Origin of the sequence: Paenibacillus ihumii, from assembly GCF_001403875.1 — a bacterium.
In the GTDB taxonomy this organism is placed as follows: Bacteria; Bacillota; Bacilli; order Paenibacillales; family Paenibacillaceae; genus Fontibacillus; species Fontibacillus ihumii.
Genome location: NZ_LN884299.1, coordinates 3,053,893 through 3,075,048, shown reverse-complemented (window position 1 = coordinate 3,075,048; position 21,156 = coordinate 3,053,893). Strand labels below are relative to the sequence as shown.

The following is a 21,156-nucleotide window of genomic DNA, read 5'->3' as shown; positions in this document are numbered from 1 at the left end:
CCATGAAGACGTTTCGGACACGGCTAACGCTTATTCTGATGAGCTTGATCGGGGTTTCCATGCTTGCCGCCGGGCTGTCCATGGTACGGGTATTCAAGGACTCCCATATCCGGGCCCTGGAAGAGAATTTGGTCCGGGAAATCAGCTTGCTGGAGTACACCTTCCCGTTTCAGCCTCTTGATAACAATCCGCAGGCGGCGGAATATTATACCCGGGAAGCGAAGGAACTGGAGAAGCGCATCAATTCCCGGGTCACCTTCATCGCACTGGACGGGCAAGTGGTCGGCGATTCGGAGAAGAATGCCTCGGATATGGACAATCACTTGGACCGCGAGGAGATTATGTCCGCGTCGCAAGGAGAATTCGGGAGCGTAATCCGGCACAGCGAGACGCTGAATGAAGATATGCTGTACGTGGCGCACAGGGTGTATTCGGAGGACGGCTTTGAGGGATATATCCGCTTGTCGGTAAGCCTGAATGCCATTGATGAAGGAATGAACCGAGGCTGGGCCTGGATGGCCGGAGGCCTGGTCATTCTGTTTCTGGCGGCGGCTCTGCTCAGCTATCGGATTGCCGGGGGGCTAACGAAGCCGCTAGAGCATATTACAAGGGTTGCCAACCGAATATCTGGCCTGGACTACGATGCGCGCGTCAAGCTGGAGCGCAGGGACGAAATTGGCCAGCTGGGGAGTGCCATAAATGGAATGGCAGACAGCCTGCAGCAGCAGCTGAAGTGGATCAGGGACAACGAGGATCTGATGCAGAGCGTGCTGGCGAACATGACCGGGGGAATCGTGATGGTGGACGCCGATAGCCAGATCGCCCTGGTGAACCGGGAGGCGGAGCGGATTCTGCATATGAGAGGCGATCAGCTTTTGGGCAAGCCCTACTCGGTACTGAAACGGAACTACGAGTTCATGAAATTCGTAGAGGAAGGCATTCAGCATAAAGAGTACTTACAGGAGGAACGCAATGTATACGACCCTGAGGAGCGAACTCTTCATTTCGACGGCGTTCCCATGAGCGAGGATGACGGGAGCTACCGGGGAATGCTGTTTCTGATTCAGGATGTGACCGAGATCCGCAGGCTGGAGCGCATGCGCAGCGAATTCGTTGCCAATGTATCCCACGAGTTAAAGACGCCGATCGCCGCTGTCAAGGGATTCGCCGAGACGCTGCTTGCCGGCGGGGTTAAAGACACTGAGACGATGCGATCATTCCTGCAAATCATATATGATGAAGCAGACCGGTTAAACCGCTTGATCGGGGATATCCTGGAATTATCCAAGATTGAGTCCAAGCGTGTTCCTCTGGAATATTCACCGATTCATTTGAAGGAGCTGCTCGACAGTGTCGTTGAGGTGCTGCTTCCGGCAGCGAAGAAGAAATCGATCGTCCTGCTGCAGGAAGTTCCCGAGCATTTATTTATCGAGGGAGATGAGGATCGGCTGCGCCAGATTTTCCTCAACCTCATTTCTAATGCGATCAGTTATACGCCAGAGGGCGGCAGAGTGAAGGTGAGCGCCGGGGTTCTGAACGAGGGCGGGGAGCATGAGATGGTCCGGTTCACGGTCAGCGACACGGGCATCGGCATTCCAAAGAAGGATTTGCCGCGTATTTTCGAGCGGTTCTACAGGGTGGATAAAGCGCGCTCCCGCGGCTCGGGCGGTACGGGGCTCGGGCTGTCCATTGTGAAGCACCTGGTGGACCTGCACCGGGGAACGATTCGGGTAGAGAGCAGGGTTGGCGAAGGCTCATCATTTATTCTGGAGCTTCCGCTCATGCATCCTGTAGATTGATTTACAATCCGCATCAGAAACGCCTTCTGAGTGAAAATATAAGATTAAATATTTAGGACAATGTGAAATTTGCTGAAAATTTTACACCGCGTTAACAATGCCATGATATGCTGGGCTTGTCATGATTCGTCGACATCCATTATGCTGGACTAGAAAATGGGGGGTACTATGACGCAACGGCTGTTAGTTATTGAGGATGAGCCCACGCTCTCGCGGCTTCTGTCTTATAATCTGTCGAGTGAAGGTTATGAAGTCGTCGTTGAAGAGCATGGACAGTCTGGGTTGGAAACGGCATTGAAGAATGATTTTAATCTGATACTGCTGGATTTAATGCTGCCGGGTATGAACGGGTTTGAAATCATGTCCAGGCTTCGCAGTGAGGGTGTGAAGACACCCGTTATCATGCTTACTGCGAAGAATGCCGAAGAGGAAGTAGTTCAGGGCCTGAAGTCGGGAGCAGATGATTATATTACCAAGCCATTTGGCGTAGCTGAGCTTCTGGCTCGCGTCGCTGCGGTGCTTAGAAGGTCCTCGGGACTGGAGGAGCCGGAGAAGAAGCCGCTGTTGCAGGAGACTGGCTCGCAAATTACGCTGGGCGATCTCGTCATCTATCCGGAGAAATATGAAGTGACTTTGGGCAGCGAGCCGATAACGCTTCGTCCAAAGGAATTCGAGGTTCTGCTATACTTGGCCCGCAAGCCGGGAGTAGTCATGACTCGGGATGATTTGATGAATGCGGTATGGGGCTTTGACTATATCGGCGGGCAGCGAACTGTGGACGTTCATGTCAGCTCGCTGAGGAAGAAGCTGGAGCTCGATCCAGGATCGGTGTATATCGATTCCATTCGCGGCGTCGGGTATAAGCTTGTCGTAAACAAGAAGAGAGCCTCTGCCGTTTCGAATGAGCTGTAGAATATGAATGAATACAAAGGATGACTTCTGACCAGATCAGGGTCATTTTTTTGGGGGGAAGCGCCGATTGGCGCTTTTTTCTTTTTTTGACCTGGGTCAAAGCGATGGTCTGGCTCCTGAAATAGAATCAAATCAAGAGTTAAAAACATCCATCCAAACCGCAATAGGAGGTTATTCAAATGACAACAAAAATGTACCAGCTAGAGGCGGTATCCTGCCCGAGCTGCATCGCCAAAATCGAGAAAATGCTCCAGAAGACACCGGGGGTGCGCTCCTCGGAGGTCTTGTTCAATAGCTCGCGCGTGCGTGTGACTTTTGAGGAACAGGAGGTGGAATCAGAAAGAATTAAGCGCCAGATCGAGAAGCTGGGATATAAAGTGATCGGGGAAAAACAAGCAGCGAACTAATCAGCAAAAGGGGGGGATCCCTTATGTATCCGCGCAAAATCAACCAGAACCATCGGGTAATTCTGGCGAGTATTCTGGTAACGGCATCTTTTATATTAAATAAATCATTGGGATATGCATGGATAACGGTTATAGTGATGGCAGCTTCTACATTCCTGGCGGGTGTGCCGATCGTCGTGAATGCGGTTAGGGCTTTAAGGTACTGGATCGTCGGCATTGACGCTTTAGTCACTATTGCTGTTATCGGGGCATGGCTTATCGGTGAGTATTGGGAAGCGGCAGCTGTAACCTTTTTGTTTATGGTGGGGAATCATTTAGAATCGAGAACGCTTGAACGAACGCGATCCTCCATTCAAGCTCTGCTTAAATTGGTTCCCGATACGGCAACCGTTCACAGGGATGGACAGGAAGTGGCTGTTCGTCCGGAAGAGGTGATTAAGGGGGATTTGGTCATCGTAAAGCCTGGCGAGAAAATTTCCGTAGATGGTACGATTGTAAAAGGCTCGGCTTATATTAATCAGTCCGCCATTACGGGCGAGCCGCTGTCGGTCAACAAGGCCGTGAGTGATATTGTCTATTCGGGAACGATCATTGAATCGGGCTATCTCCTGATCCGGGCCGATAAAGTAGGAGAAGACACGACATTCGCCAAAATATTGGAACTGGTGGAGGAGGCGCAAGACAAAAAGGCCAGGACGCAAAGATTTCTGGAGAAGTTCTCCAGGTATTACACTCCGTTAGTCATCCTGCTTGCTGTCGTATTATATGTTGTGTCCCGTGATATCGTCATGTCTTTAACGCTGCTCGTCATCGCTTGTCCCGGTGCGCTCGTCATTTCTGCGCCTGTATCAATCGTTGCCGGAATAGGGAATGGGGCTAGGCATGGGGTGCTTTTTAAAGGCGGAGAGATGTTGGAGAAATTAAGCTCGGTTAAAGTGGTTGCCTTTGACAAGACCGGGACACTGACTAAAGGCAAGCCTGAAATTACCCGGGTTAAGGCGTATGAAATGACGGAGGAGGAACTGCTGAAAATAGCGGCGGTTGGAGAAATCTATTCCGAGCATCCTCTGGCGAAGGCGATCGTAAGCTATGCCGCAAAGCAGCTGGGCATGATCCATGAAAGGCCGGCAGAGGTGAACTATATCCCCGGACAAGGCCTATTGTTTATTTTTGAGGGCAAATTATATTTAATGGGGAATAGAAAGCTGTTTGCGTCACGAAAAATTCAGCTTGACGCCTGCGAATCTTATTTGGCCAAGGAGGAGGCATTGGGACAGACTGCGGTGATTATCGGAGATAAGCACGGTGTGTTAGGGGTTATCTCCATCGCTGATCAGGTTCGAGAGGATGCTAAGCAAGCTGTCCATCACTTAAAATCGTTAGGCATTCACCGGATAGTTATGCTTACAGGGGATAATCCCAGGGCTGCCAAGGCAATTTCAAGCCAATTGGGCATCGACGATACTTACAGCGAATTATTGCCGCAGGATAAAGTCCGGGTTCTGAAGGAGCTTCAAGACAAGTATGGAAGCACCGCTATGGTGGGAGACGGAGTTAACGATGCGCCGGCCTTGGCCTCCGCGGATTTAGGTATCGCGATAGGAGGGACGGGCAGTGACGTAGCTATAGAGACCGGAGATGTGGTGCTCATGTCAGGGAAGCTCAGCAAGCTGGCCTATACCCTGGCGTTAAGCCGGGCTACGGTGAGGAATATGAAGCAGAATATTTATTTTGCTATCCTGGTTGCTGTTCTATTACTAGGCGGAGTGCTTATTAAAACGGTCAATTTGTCCTATGGCATGCTTATTCATGAAGTGTCCGTGCTGCTGGTCGTTGTAAATGCTATTAGATTAAGAGGCTATGGAAAAACGAGGAGGGGATAAATTGAACTGTCATTGCAGCGAATCTGATGCTGGGCATTGCGTAGAGAAAGTACCGATCTTTAGCAGCTTGTCCGGGGAGGAGCTCAGAGAAATTGCCGCCATAACGACGGCGAAAGCTTATGATAAAGGCGAGATGATTTATTCAGCCGGGGATTCAGGGGATAAGCTGTTCGTGATCCATAGCGGGCAGGCGAAGATCGCTCGGCTCAGCCCAACTGGCAGAGAGCAGGTCATTCGAATATTGGAGCCTGGGCAATTTATGGGGGAGCTGACGTTATTCAACTCCTTACCCAGGGCGGACTATGGGGAAGCTGTTCAGGCATCTACCCTGTGCATGATTGAAGGCAGCAAGTTGAAGGAGCTGATGGCGGCTTATTCGTCTATTGCTTTTAAAATCATGGAGGAGCTGAGCCGGCGGTTACAGCGGGCGGAGCAATTGATTGAGGACATTCATCTGCATTCTGTAGAGCAGCGGCTGGCTCAGGCTCTTATGCAAATGTCTGAGGGGAAGCACGAAATTTTACTGAATATGACCAAGGGAAATTTCGCTTCGCAGTTGGGCATGAGTCAGGAGACTTTAAGCCGAAAGCTCTCCTCCTTCCAGGAGGAACAGCTTATTAAGCTGGTCGGGCACCGGAAGATTGTCATACTCGCCCCCGAGCGGCTGGCTGATTTGTTGGCTGATCCATCAGCCCGTTGATCAAGCTCCCATTCAAGAGCTGTGCCTCATCCAAGCAAGCCTCATGGTTAGTTGCGAATGCCGATAGGAACATGAGCCCTCCGTCTCTCCTAGTTAGATTTGAATCAGCCGTAGAAGCATGCTTTAAAAATACGCTTAAAGTTTGTTGTTTTGTAAAATATTTAATATAGGACCAAAGTACCGTTGATACTCCCTTAACAAAACTCAACTATGATTCAGTCAGACAGAAATTAAGATGAGTAAGTATGGATGAGGAGTGGTGAGTATGGTTAATCAGGCCGTCGCCGAACGGGAAAGCGCGGAAGCGGATTACGGTACTTCTATCGTCTTGGTGAAGGATGACAAGAAAAAAGATTTGCCATCCGTGGTCCTAAGAGATTCCGGCAGCGTGGTGAAGACAGAAACCTACTGTAGAACTGTGCCGACGGCGGTTCCTGAAGAATCATGCCACGGTGTGCTGAGATTATTTCGGGACAACGGGAACATTCCGTGTGTCGTAGTATGCGATCATTCGCATAGGCCATTGGGCCTGTTGATGCGTGATACGTTCTATCGCAGACTGGCCGGGCGTTTTGCCGCCGATTTGTTCTATGAGAGGCCGGCTCTGTTGTTTGCGGAGAAATCGCCTCTGATCACAGAGATTGCTACCCCGCCCCGGGAGCTTATCGATGCAGCGCTGAGCCGGGAGTCAGACGTGTTCTATGACAGCCTGATTCTGACGGAGGAGGGAAGGTTCAAGGGCGTGATGACCGTCCAGGACTTGATGCTGATGTCAAGGGAACTGCAGCGGGAAGCGGATCAATTCCGGGTAGAGATTGTTAAGGAAAGTCATGCCAGAGTGCTTGAAATTGAACGGTCAGTTAAAGAGGTATCGGTGACTTCGGAGAGCAGCCTGAGGGAATCGGAGGAGATGAGCAGCCTTGCAGCGGCTGGCCGGAACGAACTTGAGGCGGTGCAGGCTTCGTTTAGCCGCGTGCTGGCCATGACGAAGTCCCAGGAGGAGCAGGTGGCGGCCCTGTTCAAGCATGCGGGGAACATCTCGTCAATCGCGGCTTCTATCCGGGAATTGGCGGACCGCAGCGGCTTGCTGGCTATGAATGCATCGATTGAAGCAGCCCGTGCCGGGGAGCATGGCCGAGGCTTTGCTGTCGTGGCCAGCGAGATCAGAAAGCTCGCTGCGCAGACGAAGCAATTCTCGGATGAGATCGGATCGACTCTGGACATTGTCAGCGGGCTGGTCAAGCAGACGGCGGAAGCCTCCTCCTTGACCACAGAGGAAATGCAGCTTAGCCATGATCGGGTGAACAGCGCCGATCGTACATTTAAATTGCTAGTTGATTCGGCGCGGAGCGTGGAGTCGAGGGGAATGGACATGTTCCAATCCGCAGGAGATGCAGCCCAGAAGACAGCGATTGTACTGCAAGAGCTGAAGCAGTTATCCTTGGAGCGTTAATGAAAGGAAAACATATTTTACATTGCGTTAACATTCCGGGGTAATATCTTTTACATAATGAAGGTAAAATGGTTTTATGTCTGAAGTTTGATGCACACTAATCACTGACCTACAGATTATGTCGGTATGCTGCTGTGATGTGAAGGAGAAATGACATGGAACCGATTATCCATATTGATAAATTGAATTTATACTATGACCAGTTTCAGGCGCTCAAGAATATGTCGCTCGATATTCCGGAGAAGGCAATTACCGCCTTTATCGGCCCGTCGGGCTGCGGAAAATCGACATTGCTGCGGACGCTGAATCGAATGAATGATATGATCCCGCACACGCGGATAGAAGGCTCTGTACGAATCGCTGGCAGAGATATTTATGGCGAGGATGTCGAGGTTGAAACTTTACGCAAGCAGGTCGGTATGGTGTTTCAGCAGCCGAATCCTTTTCCAAAATCGATTTATGACAATGTCGCTTATGGGCCGAGGCTTCACGGCATAAAGGATAGAGCTACGCTGGATCAAATCGTCGAGCAGAGCCTCCGGCAAGCCGTGCTGTGGGAAGAGGTTAAGGATTTTCTGAAGCGCTCCGCGCTCAGCCTGTCCGGCGGTCAGCAGCAGCGCCTCTGCATTGCGCGGGCGATTGCCGTTCAGCCGGACATCCTGCTTATGGATGAGGCGACTTCGGCGCTGGATCCGATATCCACGCTGAAGATTGAAGAACTGGCTCAAGAATTAAAAGACAGGTATACCATCGTTATGGTGACTCATAACATGCATCAAGCGGCTCGTATCTCCGATCGAACCGTATTTTTCCTGAATGGTGAGATTGTAGAGGCAGATGACACCAGCAAGCTGTTCTCAACACCGCAGGATTCGCGTACCGAAGATTATATTTCTGGACGTTTTGGTTAACAGAAGGGAGCAGTGAGGTATGATCCAAAGAAGAGAATTCGATCAAAATCTGGAAGAGCTGCGGCAGTTGTTGAGGGAAATGGGAGAGCATGTAGGGCACGCCCTGAGAGAGTCCATTATATCGCTGCAATCCTTGGATGTAAGCAAAGCAAAAGGGATTATCGCCCAGGATTTGAAGCTGAATGAGATGGAAGAAGAAGTCATGGAGATCGGCTCTAGACTGATCGTTACGCAGCAGCCTGTTGCCAAGGATCTTCGCCGGATTATCGTGGCCTTTAAAATCTCCAGCGATCTGGAGCGTATGGGCGATCTTGCAGTTGATATCGCCAAGGTAACGCTGCGTCTCGAAGGGCAGACACTGATTAAGCCGCTTATCGATATTCCGAAGATGTCGGAACTGGTGGAGCTGATGGTGGAGGAATCGCTTCAATCTTATCTGGATGAAAATACAGACCTTGCTTACAAGATGGCGAAGGATGATGATGAGGTCGACCATCTGTACAGTCAGATGATCAGCGAGTTGTATTCGATCGTCATTCATCATCCAGATTCTCTTCAGCAGGTAATGCTGCTGACGCTTGTGGGCAGATATATTGAGCGGATCGCCGACCATGCGACCAACATCGGGGAGAGTGCTGTGTACCTTGTAACCGGGCATCGCCCGGATCTCAATCAATAGCTTGGCTTAACCAGAATAAAAGCAGACGGATAGATAGCAAAAACGCCGGTAAATCGCGGCGTTTTTGCTGTTTTTATAGGCTGGATGTTGTTTATGGCCTAGGAGTATTTGGCGTTCCTCAGGCTTATGCAAAAAATACTTCTTGGCGCAGGGCGCATTGTTTTTAAATATAGGGGGAGCATGTGTTAGAATAATAGTCAGGAGTATGCTGAAGAACGAGGTGCTGTATGGAAAAATTAATTCTTATTGACGGAAACAGTATTATTTACCGGGCGTTCTTTGCTATGCCGCCGTTGAATAATTCAAGCGGCTTGCATACGAACGCTGTGTACGGATTTACGAATATGCTGCTAAGACTTATTCAGGACGAGAAGCCAACTCATATTATGGTAGCGTTTGATGCGGGTAAGGTGACGTTCCGCCACGAGGGGTATGAGGATTATAAAGGAGGGCGCGAGAAGACGCCGCCGGAGCTGAGCGAGCAGTTTCCGCTTACGCGCGAATTGCTGGAGAGCTTTGGAATATGCTGGTTTGAGCTGCCAGGCTACGAGGCGGACGACATTATCGGAACGATTAGCAGGCAGGCCGAGGAAGCCGGCAAGAACGTGCTTGTCGTAACCGGGGACAAGGATATGCTTCAGGTAGTCAGCGACAAGGTCAAGGTAGCCTTGACCCGGAAAGGCATTAGTGAAGTAGAGCCATACGGGCCTCAGGAAATACAAGAGCGATACGGGCTTACGCCGGATCAGATCATCGATTTGAAGGGCCTTATGGGCGACGCTTCGGATAATATTCCTGGCGTTCCGGGAATCGGAGAGAAGACGGCATTGAAGCTGCTCCATCAGTTCGGCTCCGTTGAGGAAGTGCTGGCGCGGACAGACGAGCTTAAGGGGAAGATGAAGGAGAATCTGATCCAGCATGCGGAGGATGCCCGGCTGAGCAAGAGGCTTGCTACAATTCACCGCGAGGTGCCGGTCGACCGTTCCTTTGACGATATGGTCTTTCGGGGATTGCAGGAGGAGAAGGCGGCACCGATGCTTCGCAAGCTGGAGTTTAAATCCCTGCTCGAGCGGTTGTCTTTCGGGGAAGGAGCCGGGGCCGCCGATACCGGTGAAGAAGGCGCTCAGGCGCAGGATGAAGTTGAAGTGACAATTGTCGATAAGACTTCTTTGCAGGAGCTCGCAGAGCAGCTGCCCAGAGTTGAAGTCATGTATGTAGAGTCGCATGGAGATAATCCGCACCAGGCTGAGGTCATGGGGCTGATTCTCTCTTCGCCGGAGCGGCAATTCTTCGTGCCGCATGAATTTCTGTTGAGTGAAGCGGCGGAGCCGATTAAGAAATGGCTTGCGGATCCGCAAATTCCAAAGCGCGGCTATGATCTTCACCGGGCTGATTTGGCGCTGTACTGGCAGGGAGTCTCGTTCGCCGGGGCAGAGCACGACATCGAGCTTGCGGCCTATTTGCTTGATCCGACGGACAATAACCAGACGATTAGCGGGCTGGCCGCCAAGCATCACTTGCCTCATGTGCCTTCCGATGACGAGGTGTACGGGAAGGGGGCCAAATTCAAGGTGCCTGACCAGGAAACTCTCAGCCGCCATTTGGCCCGGAAGGCGCTGGCGATGCAGCGCCTGATTCCGCTGCAGAAGGAAGAGCTCAAGAAGAACGAAATGAACCGTCTGTTCTATGAATTGGAGATGCCTTTATCTCGCATTCTTGCGGATATGGAAAAGCAGGGGATTGCGGTTAACCGCGAGGCGCTGGCCGAGCTGGGCAAAGAGTTCGAGGCGCAGATCAGTAAGCTCGAGACCCGAATTTATGAGCTTGCCGGCCTGGAATTCAATTTGAATTCGCCGAAGCAGCTCGGCGAGGTGCTCTTCGATAAGCTGGGGCTGCCGGTGGTGAAGAAGACCAAGACGGGATATTCCACCGATGCCGAAGTGCTGGACAAGCTAGCGCCTTATCATGAGATCGTCCAGTTCATTCTGGAGTACCGCCAGCTGGCAAAGCTGCAATCCACTTATGTGGAAGGATTGCTGAAGGAGATTCGCCCGGATACGGGGAAGGTCCATACATTCTATCGGCAGACGATCGCAGCTACGGGCAGGCTGAGCAGCCAATATCCGAATTTGCAGAACATTCCGATCCGCCTGGAGGAAGGGCGAAAAATCCGCCAGGTATTCGTGCCATCGGAAGAAGGCTGGTATATTCTGGCCGCGGATTATTCACAGATCGAGCTGCGGGTTCTGGCGCATATTTCGGATGACAAGGGGCTGCAGGAGGCTTTCCTGCATGACATGGATATTCATACGAAGACGGCCATGGATGTTTTCGGCGTATCTCAGGACCAAGTGGACGCGAACATGCGCCGTTCGGCCAAGGCCGTAAATTTCGGAATCGTGTATGGAATAAGCGATTACGGATTGTCGCAGAACCTGCATATCACCCGGAAGGAAGCCGCTCAGTTCATCGAGCAATATTTCGAGGCTTTCCAGGGTGTCCGCCGTTATATGGACGAAATCGTCCAGGAGGCGAAGCGGAACGGCTATGTGACCACGCTGCTGGAACGCAGACGCTATTTGCCGGAGATCAATGCATCGAACTTCAACTTGCGCTCCTTTGCGGAGCGTACGGCGATGAATACGCCGATCCAGGGGACGGCTGCGGATATCATTAAGCTGGCGATGGTGCTGATGGATGAGACGATGCGCAAGCATGGCCTGAAGAGCCGAATGCTGCTGCAGGTGCATGACGAGCTTGTGTTCGAGGTGCCGCCTGAGGAATTGGAGACGATGAGCAAGCTTGTGCCGGAAACGATGGAGAAGGCATTGCAGCTCTCAGTGCCGCTGAAGGCGGAGGTAAGCAGCGGAACCAACTGGTATGAAGCCAAATAAAGACAAGCGGCTTTTTGAATCTTATTTGAATTGGAAATTAAAAAAGCCGCTTTTGAAGATCTAAAATGGAGTAGACGATCAGGAATAGCCTTTTTATATCGCTAGAAAAATCAGCTAAGAATAAAGCAATACAGTTAAAGTCTGAGGTGAAGGAATATGCCGGAGCTGCCGGAAGTCGAGACCGTGCGGCGAACCCTTTCCGGTCTCATCGTCGGCAAGACGATAGAGTCGGTGAAGGTGCTGCTGCCGCGAATTATCCAGCGTCCCGACGATATTAAGCGATTCGAATTGGAGCTCGCGGGTCATACTATTGTAGAGATTGGACGCCGCGGCAAATTTTTGCGAATCATTATGGATCAGCTCGTGCTGGTCTCCCATTTGCGAATGGAGGGACGGTATGGGGTGTACAATCAGAACGATGAAGTCGAGAAGCATACGCATGTCATCTTTCGCTTTACCGATGGCACGGAGCTTAGATATAAGGATGTCCGGCAATTCGGCACGATGCATCTGTTCCTCCCCGGTCAGGAATTCAAGGAGAAGCCGCTCATGAGGCTGGGGCTTGAGCCGCTGGAAGACAGCTTTACGGCAGATGCCCTCCGGGAATTATTGTTTAAGCGTTCGACAAAAATCAAAGTTGCGCTTTTGAATCAGGAATATGTGGTGGGGCTTGGCAATATTTATGTGGATGAAGCGCTGTTTCGGGCAGGAATCCACCCGGAGCGCTCATCGAATACACTAACGGAGCGAGAATGGATTTCTCTTCACGAAGCCATTCTCGCTACTTTGACCGAAGCGGTGGAAGCCGGGGGCTCCTCTATCAAATCCTATGTTAATGGCCAAGGTGAAATGGGAATGTTCCAGCATTCGCTGCAGATTTACGGGCGCAAGGGCGAGCCATGCATGAATTGTGGACATCCTATCGAGAAAACCGTCGTAGGAGGCCGGGGCACGCATTATTGCCCGAACTGCCAGGTACGCAAGTAGGATGGACAGTGGTTGACCACTGTCATGAGACGCCAGGCACCGCGCACTGGGAGCTGCGCGCGTTACGGCTGGACCCGAGAAGTAGTAAACGGGGCTTTCACGGTTCGGCGCGAGTCTATGTGTGAAGGAATCGGTGGCTAGGCATGGAGCAATTCTGGATAAAGAGGTGAGTGCATGATTATCGGATTGACGGGCGGAATTGCAACGGGTAAAAGCACAGTTTCCCGGATGCTGGTGAAGCGGGGGGCCGTATTGATCGATGCCGATGCCATCGCGAGGGAGGTCATGGAACCCGGGCATCCGGTACTTCAAGCGGTACAGGAGCGGTTCGGAACAGCCGTAATTCATGAAGACGGGACATTGAACCGTAAAAAGCTAGGCGAAATCGTCTTCTCTGATCCCGAGGAGCGCAAAGCTCTTAATGATCTGACTCACCCGGCAATTCGCGCCGAGATGAGGACGCGGATGGCAGACTATGAGGCTGCCGACCCGGAGCGCCTTGTCGTCGTGGACATCCCGCTGCTGTATGAATCCGGGCTGGAGGCGATGTTCCGGCAGGTCATGGTGGTATATGTTCCCCGCGAAATACAGCTCGAGAGGCTGATGCAAAGAGATGGACTGACGTTAGAGCAGGCAGAGGCTAGAATAGCAGCCCAGATGGACATTGAGGAGAAGAAGGAGAGGGCGGATATTTTGATTGATAACAGCCTCGGATTGGACAAGACGGAGTCGCAGATCGAAGATTTTTGGCGGAACAAGGGCTTGCTATGAAGTGGCTTCGTAAAAAAAGAGTGCTGCTTTTGTTGTTTCTCGGGTTTACCGTTATTTTATTTTTTAACTCCAAGTGGTTGGCCTTATTTTATCCGATTTATTATAAAGAGGAGATTAAGGTGCATGCACAGAAGCATGATTTGGACCCTCTGATGGTGGCAGCGATCATTAGGGTCGAGAGCAATTTCAAGACAGGGGCTGAATCCAAGAAGGGCGCGCTCGGCATCATGCAAATCATGCCGGATACTGCGAAATGGGTCATTGAACAGTCGAAGCTGCCTGATATATCCTTAGATAAAGTGAAGGAAGAGAGCGATGCCAATATTGCGATCGGAACCTGGTATTTGAAATCGCTGTATGAACAATTCGAAGGTAATGATATTGCCATGATCGCAGCATATAACGCAGGGCCGACCAATGTCCGCAATTGGCTGCGCAGCGGCAAGTGGGACGGACGGCTCGAATCTGTCAAGAATATTCCTTTTGGCGAAACCAGGCATTACGTGCAAAGAGTAACCCATTACTATGACCAATACTCTGACATTTACGAGCATTTATGAATTCCGCGCTCATCCCATCATGATAGAGAAGCATTGGACAGGCTGGGGCCTGCGCCAATGCTTCCTGAGCTCGGTTGGTCAAATTATTGGAATTGACCTGCCAGCTGCTGCTCGGCAATCGTTACCAGACGTTTGGTGATGAAACCACCAATCGAACCGTTCTCGTAAGAAGTCAGGTTACCAGCATATCCGTCTTGTGGGAAAGAGATGCCAAGTTCCTGAGCAACTTCATATTTCATTTGCTCCAGGGCTCCGGAAGCTTGTCTAACCACCAGGTCATTCGAAGAATTATTATTTTGGGCCATGATATGTTCACCTCCTTGTGGTTGGTAAAAGTATTATGTGCCGAAATAGTCATCTTCATTACGGATATTTTAGTTATTTATTGGCATTGTCAAACATACTTCTCATAGTCCATGAGATAGCATTCATCCAATTTTTTTCATACAAAAGGGGGTAAAAGCACGTTGAAATGTCCATATTGTGATTATTCCGGGACGAAGGTGCTTGACTCAAGACCGGCGAACGAGAACCGTTCAATCCGCCGCCGGCGGGAGTGCGAGAAATGCAGCCGCCGCTTCACGACCTTTGAGATGGTCGAGGAAATGCCGCTAATCGTCATTAAGAAGGACGGCAGCCGTGAAGAGTTCAACCGCGAGAAGCTGCTCCGGGGCTTGATTCGGGCCTGCGAGAAACGGCCGGTATCCGTGGATCAACTGGAATCGATCGTCTCGGCAGCGGAAAGATCGCTGCGCCATACCGCTAACGCCGAAGTAGAAAGCCGGGAAATCGGAGAGCTTATTATGGAGCAGCTGTATCCGGTCGATGAGGTGGCCTATGTAAGATTCGCTTCGGTATACCGCCAGTTCAAGGACATTAATATGTTTATGAAGGAATTGAAGGGCCTGCTATCGAAAAGCAGCGGGCCGACAGATGCCTTGTAATGCGAACACGAACGATTTAATTTAGAACGCTGGAGGGATTGCGTTAGTGAGATGGAACAATCAGGCCGGTATGGCGCTAGGCTTTCTTGCCGGCACGACATTTGGCAGCGGAATCGGCTTCCTGCTTCGCTGGCAATCCTATGATTTGGTTGCCATCGTGAGCGCATGCGGCGTTTTGGGAACTGCAGCCGGACTTTGGGCGATCCGAAGGTATTTGCGCAGCTCCTCTAAGGCAAACTAATGCTTCGTTCCACTAAATTTAATCACAGATCTGAATAATAAATACCCGTTTAATTCACGTTAAGTGAAAGAAGCGGGTATTTATTATTTTTTACACAGAGTTTACAAAACTCATACACGTTTTTGATATTCGGTTTCTATAATCAAGTTGTACAAACAAATGAGGGGGAAACCTTAACAATGAAAAAGAGTTTGATGTTAGTAATGACTTTAGTATTGACTATCATGTTGGCCGCATGCGGTCAAAATAACGCGCCGAAGTCTAATAATACGGCAGAGGCTCCAGGCGCTGCTAACGAAACTCCGGCAAATGAGACGCCTTCATCCGAACTATCCGGTTCGATCCTGGCTGTGGGTTCTTCGGCGCTTCAGCCTCTGGTGGATCAGGCTTCTAAGAAATTCATGGATCAAAATCCGAAGGTTTCTATCCAAGTGCAAGGCGGCGGTAGCGGTACGGGCCTGACTCAGGTATCCGGCGGACAAGCCGATATTGGGAACTCCGACGTATTCGCCGAAGAGAAGCTGGATGCCAGCCAAGCCGCTGAATTGGTTGACCATCAAGTAGCGGTTGTCGCTATGGCCGCTGTCATCAATCCGGAAATCACGGTGGATAATCTGACGAAGGATCAATTGGTGGGTATCTTTACGGGTAAAATCACCAACTGGAAGGAAGTCGGCGGACAGGATCAGAAGATTCAAATCGTAAACAGACCGTCGAGCTCGGGTACGCGTGCGACGTTTGAGAAATATGCATTAGGCACTAAAACGGAAGATCTTCAGGGCTCCATTCAAGAGGACTCCTCCGGCACAGTTAAAAAACTGGTGAAAGAAACACCGGGTGCTATCGGCTACCTTGCCCTGTCTTACCTGGACGATTCAATCAAAGTCCTGAAGTATGACGGCGTCGAAGCGAACGAAGAAAATGTTGCTAACGGCAGCTATCCTGTATGGGCGTATCAGCATATGTACACGAAAGGCGAGCCGAATGAAGTCGTGAAAGCATTCCTGGACTACATGGTTTCCGATGACGTACAAAATAACGATGTCGTTGAACTCGGATATATTCCAGCCGGAAAAATGCAAGTAACGCGCGACGTGGACGGCAACATTACGAATAAATAATACACGACATCATATCGGCAAGCGAGAGGCGGAATCTTCTGCCTCTTTCTGTGCTGTGTAAAGGGAGAGGTCTTATGGCTCATACCGGCAGAAGACAAAAACCAAAGCAACATATTATCGAAGAATGGACCGGTAAAATATTTACATCACTATGCATTGTCTTGCTGGTAGTGACTATTTTCTCGATGGTTTATTTCGTGGCTACCAAAGGATTAAGCACATTCTTCAAGGATGGAATCAGCGTGGCCGAAATATTCGGCAGCACCCAGTGGAAGCCGGACGGGGAGCCTCCAATCTTCGGCGCCCTGCCGTTTATCATCGGGTCGTTCAGCACCTCGCTGCTCGCCGCGCTCATTTCGGCACCGCTTGGAATTTGTGCGGCGCTGTTCATGATTGAAATTATGCCAAAAATAGGAAGGAAATATTTACAGCCCGTAATCGAGCTGCTTGCGGGTATTCCTTCCGTCGTTTACGGGTTCGTCGGCCTGAGCGTCATCGTTCCCTTCTACCGGGACGTCTTTCCGGGTCAAGGGCTGGGGATCGCTGCTGGCGCCACCGTGCTGTCGATTATGATTCTACCGACGATTACGTCCATTGCCACCGATGCTCTGGCTGCGCTGCCTCCAGGGCTTAAAGAAGGTTCTTATGCGCTTGGGGCAACGCGGTGGCAGACGCTGTATCGAACGGTGCTGCCTACGACGCTGCCCGCCCTGATGACGGGCGTCGTGCTCGGCATGGCGCGCGCCTTCGGGGAAGCGCTGGCCGTACAGATGGTGATCGGGAATGCGCCGCATATTCCGGGCTCGCTATTTGAATCCACCTCTACTTTAACAAGCGTAATTACATTAAGCATGGGCAATACCGTCATGGGCACGATGCAGAACAATGTTCTGTGGACACTGGCTCTCATCCTGATGATGATGACCTTCGTGTTCGTCTTCGTTGTACGGTGGCTGGAGAGGAGAGCTAACCGATGAGCGCAAAAACAGCAGACAAAATCGCTACAGCCGTAATTGTAACCCTGGCTGGCTTTATCGTTCTCATTCTTGCCGGGCTTCTTGGCTTCATACTGGTTCGGGGTCTCGGGCATATCAGCTTTGATTTCCTGACTTCACCGCCAGAGACGATCAAGGAGGGCGGCGGTATCGGTCCGCAGCTGTTCAATTCCTTGTTTTTGCTCGTTTTAACGCTGCTGATTACAATTCCGCTAGGACTTGGCGCGGGAATTTATATGAGCGAGTACGCCAAGCCGGGGAAGGTAACGGACTTTATCCGCCTGATCGTGGAAGTGCTGTCCTCCTTCCCGTCGATCGTTGTGGGCTTGTTCGGCTTGCTGGTCATCGTTAACGTATTCGGGTTCGGCTTCTCGCTGTTCTCCGGGGCCCTTGCGTTGACCGTGTTCAACTTGCCGCTTATGGTCCGGATTACGGAGCAGGGCATGAAAAGCGTACCGGTTGCGCAGAAGGAAGCAAGCCTGGCCCTTGGCCTGTCGAAATGGAAAACGATCCGTTCGATTATGCTGCCGATAGCCATGCCGATTATTCTGACGGGAACGATTCTCGCTGCAGGCCGCGTGTTCGGGGAAGCGGCAGCTCTGCTATTTACGGCGGGGATGAGCAGCCCGAGGCTCGATTTCACGGATTGGAACCCGTTCAGCCCGATGTCGCCGCTGAATCCCTTCCGTCCTGCGGAGACGCTGGCCGTTCATATTTGGAAGATCAACTCGGAAGGATTAGCTCCAGACGCTCCGGAAATTGCTGCAGGGGCTTCAGCCGTACTTATACTCACTGTGCTGGCGTTCAATCTGTTGGCCCGCTGGCTGGGGCGTGTCATGCACAAGAAATTCACAGCAACGAAATAGGGAGGAGCCTCTATGAGCAATATCGAACTGTCCGTCAAGGATTTGAGCGTATACTACGGGGAGAAGCAGGCGGTCAAGAATGTGTCGCTTGACTTCGAATCGAAGCAGGTGACGGCGCTGATCGGCCCGTCCGGGTGTGGGAAATCGACGTTCCTGCGCAGCCTGAATCGGATGAACGATCTTATCAGCGGTGCTAAAATTACCGGGGAAATATGGATCGGCGACGAGAATATCAATGATCCTAAGACCGACGTAGTTCTGCTTCGCCAAAGAATCGGCATGGTCTGGCAAAGACCGAACCCCTTTCATAAATCAATCTATGAGAATATTGCCTTTGGCCCCCGCTATCACGGGATTAAGGATAGAAAAAAGCTGGATCAAATCGTCGAGGAATCCTTGACGAAGGCCGCCTTGTGGGACGAGACGAAGGACAGGCTGCACCGCTCCGCGCTTTCGCTGTCCGGTGGGCAGCAGCAGCGGCTGTGCATCGCCAGATCGATCGCAGTAAGTCCAAGCATCATCCTGATGGATGAGCCGGCCTCGGCGCTTGACCCGGTGTCCAGCTCCAAGATCGAAGAGCTGATCGCTGAGTTGAAGAAGGAATACTGCATTATTATTGTTACCCATAACATGCATCAGGCGGCACGGGTCTCGCAGAAGACGGCATTCTTCCTAATGGGCGAGGTCGTTGAATTCGATGACACGGACAAAATCTTTACGAATCCGAAGGAAAAGCGTACTGACGATTATATTTCCGGAAGATTCGGATAAACTGGATGCAGCGTAAAGGCAGGCGTGGATGAAGGATTCATCCTCGTCTGCTTTTTTGATGTGCGGCGTGCCCAGCTAAGCACGCATCTTCTAGCCGGTGAAAGTCCGGTCGCGGGAAGGGCCAAGCCCCCGCGTAGCTAGGATACCTACGTATGGCGAAATCTGTACGTAGAAGCGTATCGACGAAAGTACCTGTCAGAGGCAGGGCGAGCAACATACCAGGCCGTAACATGAAAGTGAATCCTGCCGCGTCGTCAAAAAGGCCTCGCAAGAGGGAAAAGAGGAAGCCGAGTCCCGCGTACATGGACGAAGGCCATGGAAGCTGCCTAGAACTTGGAGCGACAGTGAAGAATCCTCCGGCGTAGAGGGAACGGCATGGTATGAAAGAGGATGCAGTGAACTGGGGAGGCCCTCCCCTGCACGGTTGCAGAAACCGTAAAGAGGCCTTCTATAAGCCCCAGAGGTGAAGTGAACGGTCTGCAGGAAGGGAGTCCGAGGGGCTCATAGTACCGTGGAACGCAGGACAACACAACCTGCGGGAGGGAAGGAGCCCTGCTTTGTTCAAGTTTCTTGAGGAGGTACGAGTCAGTGAATGCCAAACGGCTAACAACACCAGAGGAAAACGTTCAACAACTCCAAGGGAAACTCGGTCATGCGGCCAAGGAGAACAAGAAGCGAAGATTTCACGCGCTGTACGACAAGGTCTATCGGGTAGACATCTTATGGGAAGCGTGGCGAAGGGTACGAGCCAACGAGGGCTCGGCAGGAGTGGATGGAGAGACGTTGGCAGACATCGAGAAACAGGGAGAAATGCGTTTTGTGCTTGAATGTCAACGGCTACTGAAAGAAGGGAAGTACCATCCACAACCCGTTAGACGCCACTACATCCCGAAGAAAGATGGCAAACTGCGACCGCTGGGGATCCCGACGGTGAGAGACCGCGTCATCCAGATGGCGACCAAACTCGTCATGGAACCCATTTTCGAGGCGGATTTTCAGGACACGTCTTTCGGTTTTCGGCCTAAGCGGAGCGCGAAACAGGCGTTGGAGCGAATCCGGAAAGCATGCAACCGCAAAGGAAATTGGGTGGTCGACGTCGACATCCAAGGCTACTTCGACAACATCAATCAGGAGAAACTGATGAAGCTGATCGAAATGCGGATCAGTGACAGGCGAATCTTGAAGTTGGTGAGGAAGTGGTTAGGTGCGGGAGTGATGGAAGAAGGAAACATCCGACGCTCAGACTTGGGTACACCGCAAGGGGGAGTGATCTCACCACTGCTGGCGAACATCTACCTGAATTACTTTGATCTTCTGTGGGAACGACATGGCGGTAAGCTTGGGGAACTGACGCGTTATGCAGATGATCTGGTGATCATCTGCAAGACGAAGAAGGACGCACAGCGGGCCTATGAACTCATACGAGCGATTATGGAACGCCTGGAATTAACCCTGCACCCCACGAAAACGCGCATCGTTGGACTTTGGACTGGGGAAGAAGGCTTCGATTTTCTGGGCATGCATCATCGAAAGACGAAGGCCGAAACATCCAAAGGCCAAGTGTACTACACAACCCAGCAGTGGTTGTGCCGGAAGGCGGAAGAGCGAATACGGGAAGGGGTAAAAGAGCGATTAGCTCCGCCAGGTATGCGACGCCTGAGTTTCGAAGAGCACGTGGAGTACCTGAATCCAAAGATTCAAGGCTGGCGCAATTACTACTACACAGCTTACAGCCAGAGGAAGATGGCGAAGTTGGATTGGTATATCCGGCAGCGGTTTGCGAAGTGGTATGCTAAGAAACACAAACGCAGACGATGGTTGAGTTCGCTGCGCGAAGTGAAGTCTTTGTCTATTCAATATGGACTTAAAACGCTCTTGTAATCTGCATGCTCATGATGACGAACATCGGAAAGCCGTATGAGGGAAAACCTCACGTACGGTTTGATGAGGAGGGGCTGGGCCCCGCCCAGCCTTTCACTCTAGCAATGCTGCTGCTTTATTTCTGTTTCTGGAAGATGGATAAAAATTGGCACATCCCCGTAGGGGTGGAGTACAATAAATACAGCAGAATTGTTAACGGCTGATCGCAGCGAGGTGTGTGATTGGGAGGAAAGATGGATATTACGATTATAATCATGGTCCAATCATGGTCCCCGATTGAAACCATTTGAGGTCCGTGGTATTGTAAGTTAGGAATTGGAATTTAAATGAATAAAATCCAGATATGATGTTGATTTCGATCATGTAGACGGGCATACGCTG

At 51.2% G+C, this 21,156-nt stretch carries 20 protein-coding genes; 19 read left to right on the top strand and 1 reads right to left on the bottom strand.

Annotation, left to right across the window (positions count from 1 at the left end; all coding sequences use genetic code 11):
* The first annotated feature begins 2 nt into the window (after positions 1-2).
* From pnpS to BN2762_RS20870, 12 genes are all read left to right on the top strand, one after another.
* Positions 3-1,799 carry a two-component system histidine kinase PnpS gene (pnpS, locus tag BN2762_RS20925; RefSeq protein WP_055108800.1) on the top strand — a complete coding sequence of 599 codons (1,797 nt, stop codon included), beginning with the start codon at positions 3-5 and terminating at the stop codon, positions 1,797-1,799.
* Between the two features lie 168 nt (positions 1,800-1,967).
* On the top strand, positions 1,968-2,711 hold the full coding sequence (locus BN2762_RS20920) for a response regulator transcription factor (protein WP_055108799.1): 744 nt from the start codon (positions 1,968-1,970) through the stop codon (positions 2,709-2,711).
* 179 nt (positions 2,712-2,890) lie between these two features.
* The gene (locus BN2762_RS20915) at positions 2,891-3,118 is read left to right on the top strand and encodes a heavy-metal-associated domain-containing protein (RefSeq protein WP_055108798.1); all 228 of its coding nucleotides are present in this window, start codon (positions 2,891-2,893) and stop codon (positions 3,116-3,118) included.
* Positions 3,119-3,141: 23 nt separating this feature from the next.
* A complete protein-coding gene (locus BN2762_RS20910; RefSeq protein WP_055108797.1) occupies positions 3,142-5,001 on the top strand; it encodes a heavy metal translocating P-type ATPase in 1,860 nt (619 codons plus the stop codon).
* A gap of 1 nt (position 5,002) precedes the next feature.
* Positions 5,003-5,701, top strand: coding sequence for a Crp/Fnr family transcriptional regulator (locus BN2762_RS20905; RefSeq protein ID WP_083485052.1), 699 nt, complete (start codon positions 5,003-5,005; stop codon positions 5,699-5,701).
* Positions 5,702-5,966: 265 nt separating this feature from the next.
* A complete protein-coding gene (locus BN2762_RS20900) occupies positions 5,967-7,154 on the top strand; it encodes a methyl-accepting chemotaxis protein (RefSeq protein ID WP_055108795.1) in 1,188 nt (395 codons plus the stop codon).
* Positions 7,155-7,309: 155 nt separating this feature from the next.
* Positions 7,310-8,065, top strand: coding sequence for a phosphate ABC transporter ATP-binding protein PstB (gene pstB, locus BN2762_RS20895; RefSeq protein ID WP_055108794.1), 756 nt, complete (start codon positions 7,310-7,312; stop codon positions 8,063-8,065).
* Between the two features lie 19 nt (positions 8,066-8,084).
* Positions 8,085-8,744, top strand: a complete 660-nt coding sequence (phoU, locus tag BN2762_RS20890) for a phosphate signaling complex protein PhoU (RefSeq protein WP_055108793.1) — start codon at positions 8,085-8,087, stop codon at positions 8,742-8,744.
* A 227-nt stretch (positions 8,745-8,971) separates the two neighbouring features.
* Positions 8,972-11,638, top strand: coding sequence for a DNA polymerase I (polA, locus tag BN2762_RS20885; RefSeq protein WP_055108792.1), 2,667 nt, complete (start codon positions 8,972-8,974; stop codon positions 11,636-11,638).
* Between the two features lie 156 nt (positions 11,639-11,794).
* On the top strand, positions 11,795-12,625 hold the full coding sequence (mutM, locus tag BN2762_RS20880; RefSeq protein ID WP_055108791.1) for a DNA-formamidopyrimidine glycosylase: 831 nt from the start codon (positions 11,795-11,797) through the stop codon (positions 12,623-12,625).
* 174 nt (positions 12,626-12,799) lie between these two features.
* Positions 12,800-13,396 (top strand): dephospho-CoA kinase, encoded by a 597-nt coding sequence (coaE, locus tag BN2762_RS20875; protein ID WP_055108790.1) that lies wholly within the window; start codon positions 12,800-12,802, stop codon positions 13,394-13,396.
* Positions 13,393-13,956: a lytic transglycosylase domain-containing protein gene (locus tag BN2762_RS20870; protein ID WP_055108789.1), complete on the top strand. Its 564-nt coding sequence runs from the start codon at positions 13,393-13,395 to the stop codon at positions 13,954-13,956. Before coaE ends, BN2762_RS20870 begins: the two co-directional genes overlap by 4 nt.
* 83 nt (positions 13,957-14,039) lie before the next feature.
* Here the strand turns inward: BN2762_RS20870 and BN2762_RS20865 are convergent, their stop codons facing one another.
* Positions 14,040-14,261: an alpha/beta-type small acid-soluble spore protein gene (locus tag BN2762_RS20865; RefSeq protein WP_055108788.1), complete on the bottom strand. Its 222-nt coding sequence runs from the start codon at positions 14,259-14,261 to the stop codon at positions 14,040-14,042.
* 162 nt (positions 14,262-14,423) lie between these two features.
* On the opposite strand from BN2762_RS20865, the gene nrdR reads away from it, so the two are divergent.
* The 7 genes from nrdR to ltrA all read left to right on the top strand — a co-directional run bounded on the left by nrdR (position 14,424) and on the right by ltrA (position 20,775).
* Entirely contained in the window at positions 14,424-14,900 is a 477-nt protein-coding gene (gene nrdR / locus BN2762_RS20860; protein WP_055108787.1) for a transcriptional regulator NrdR, read from the top strand.
* Positions 14,901-14,946: 46 nt separating this feature from the next.
* A complete protein-coding gene (locus tag BN2762_RS20855) occupies positions 14,947-15,141 on the top strand; it encodes a hypothetical protein (RefSeq protein WP_055108786.1) in 195 nt (64 codons plus the stop codon).
* 179 nt (positions 15,142-15,320) lie between these two features.
* Positions 15,321-16,262, top strand: a complete 942-nt coding sequence (locus tag BN2762_RS20850) for a phosphate ABC transporter substrate-binding protein (RefSeq protein ID WP_055108785.1) — start codon at positions 15,321-15,323, stop codon at positions 16,260-16,262.
* Positions 16,263-16,336: 74 nt separating this feature from the next.
* Positions 16,337-17,239, top strand: coding sequence for a phosphate ABC transporter permease subunit PstC (gene pstC / locus BN2762_RS20845; protein ID WP_055108784.1), 903 nt, complete (start codon positions 16,337-16,339; stop codon positions 17,237-17,239).
* Positions 17,236-18,123 carry a phosphate ABC transporter permease PstA gene (gene pstA, locus BN2762_RS20840; protein ID WP_055108783.1) on the top strand — a complete coding sequence of 296 codons (888 nt, stop codon included), beginning with the start codon at positions 17,236-17,238 and terminating at the stop codon, positions 18,121-18,123. Before pstC ends, pstA begins: the two co-directional genes overlap by 4 nt.
* A 12-nt stretch (positions 18,124-18,135) precedes the next feature.
* The gene (pstB, locus tag BN2762_RS20835; RefSeq protein ID WP_055108782.1) at positions 18,136-18,894 is read left to right on the top strand and encodes a phosphate ABC transporter ATP-binding protein PstB; all 759 of its coding nucleotides are present in this window, start codon (positions 18,136-18,138) and stop codon (positions 18,892-18,894) included.
* Between the two features lie 588 nt (positions 18,895-19,482).
* Positions 19,483-20,775: a group II intron reverse transcriptase/maturase gene (ltrA, locus tag BN2762_RS20830; protein WP_055107312.1), complete on the top strand. Its 1,293-nt coding sequence runs from the start codon at positions 19,483-19,485 to the stop codon at positions 20,773-20,775.
* The last annotated feature ends 381 nt before the right edge of the window (positions 20,776-21,156 follow it).

Bases quoted from the DNA above. Each gene is read 5' to 3' on its own strand.
- pnpS (WP_055108800.1), top strand. From the start codon at position 3: ATGAAGACGTTTCGGACACGGCTAACGCTTATTCTGATGAGCTTGATC.
- BN2762_RS20920 (WP_055108799.1), top strand. From the start codon at position 1,968: ATGACGCAACGGCTGTTAGTTATTGAGGATGAGCCCACGCTCTCGCGG.
- BN2762_RS20915 (WP_055108798.1), top strand. From the start codon at position 2,891: ATGACAACAAAAATGTACCAGCTAGAGGCGGTATCCTGCCCGAGCTGC.
- BN2762_RS20910 (WP_055108797.1), top strand. From the start codon at position 3,142: ATGTATCCGCGCAAAATCAACCAGAACCATCGGGTAATTCTGGCGAGT.
- BN2762_RS20900 (WP_055108795.1), top strand. From the start codon at position 5,967: ATGGTTAATCAGGCCGTCGCCGAACGGGAAAGCGCGGAAGCGGATTAC.
- pstB (WP_055108794.1), top strand. From the start codon at position 7,310: ATGGAACCGATTATCCATATTGATAAATTGAATTTATACTATGACCAG.
- phoU (WP_055108793.1), top strand. From the start codon at position 8,085: ATGATCCAAAGAAGAGAATTCGATCAAAATCTGGAAGAGCTGCGGCAG.
- polA (WP_055108792.1), top strand. From the start codon at position 8,972: ATGGAAAAATTAATTCTTATTGACGGAAACAGTATTATTTACCGGGCG.
- mutM (WP_055108791.1), top strand. From the start codon at position 11,795: ATGCCGGAGCTGCCGGAAGTCGAGACCGTGCGGCGAACCCTTTCCGGT.
- coaE (WP_055108790.1), top strand. From the start codon at position 12,800: ATGATTATCGGATTGACGGGCGGAATTGCAACGGGTAAAAGCACAGTT.
- BN2762_RS20870 (WP_055108789.1), top strand. From the start codon at position 13,393: ATGAAGTGGCTTCGTAAAAAAAGAGTGCTGCTTTTGTTGTTTCTCGGG.
- BN2762_RS20865 (WP_055108788.1), bottom strand. From the start codon at position 14,261: ATGGCCCAAAATAATAATTCTTCGAATGACCTGGTGGTTAGACAAGCT.
- BN2762_RS20850 (WP_055108785.1), top strand. From the start codon at position 15,321: ATGAAAAAGAGTTTGATGTTAGTAATGACTTTAGTATTGACTATCATG.
- pstC (WP_055108784.1), top strand. From the start codon at position 16,337: ATGGCTCATACCGGCAGAAGACAAAAACCAAAGCAACATATTATCGAA.
- pstA (WP_055108783.1), top strand. From the start codon at position 17,236: ATGAGCGCAAAAACAGCAGACAAAATCGCTACAGCCGTAATTGTAACC.
- pstB (WP_055108782.1), top strand. From the start codon at position 18,136: ATGAGCAATATCGAACTGTCCGTCAAGGATTTGAGCGTATACTACGGG.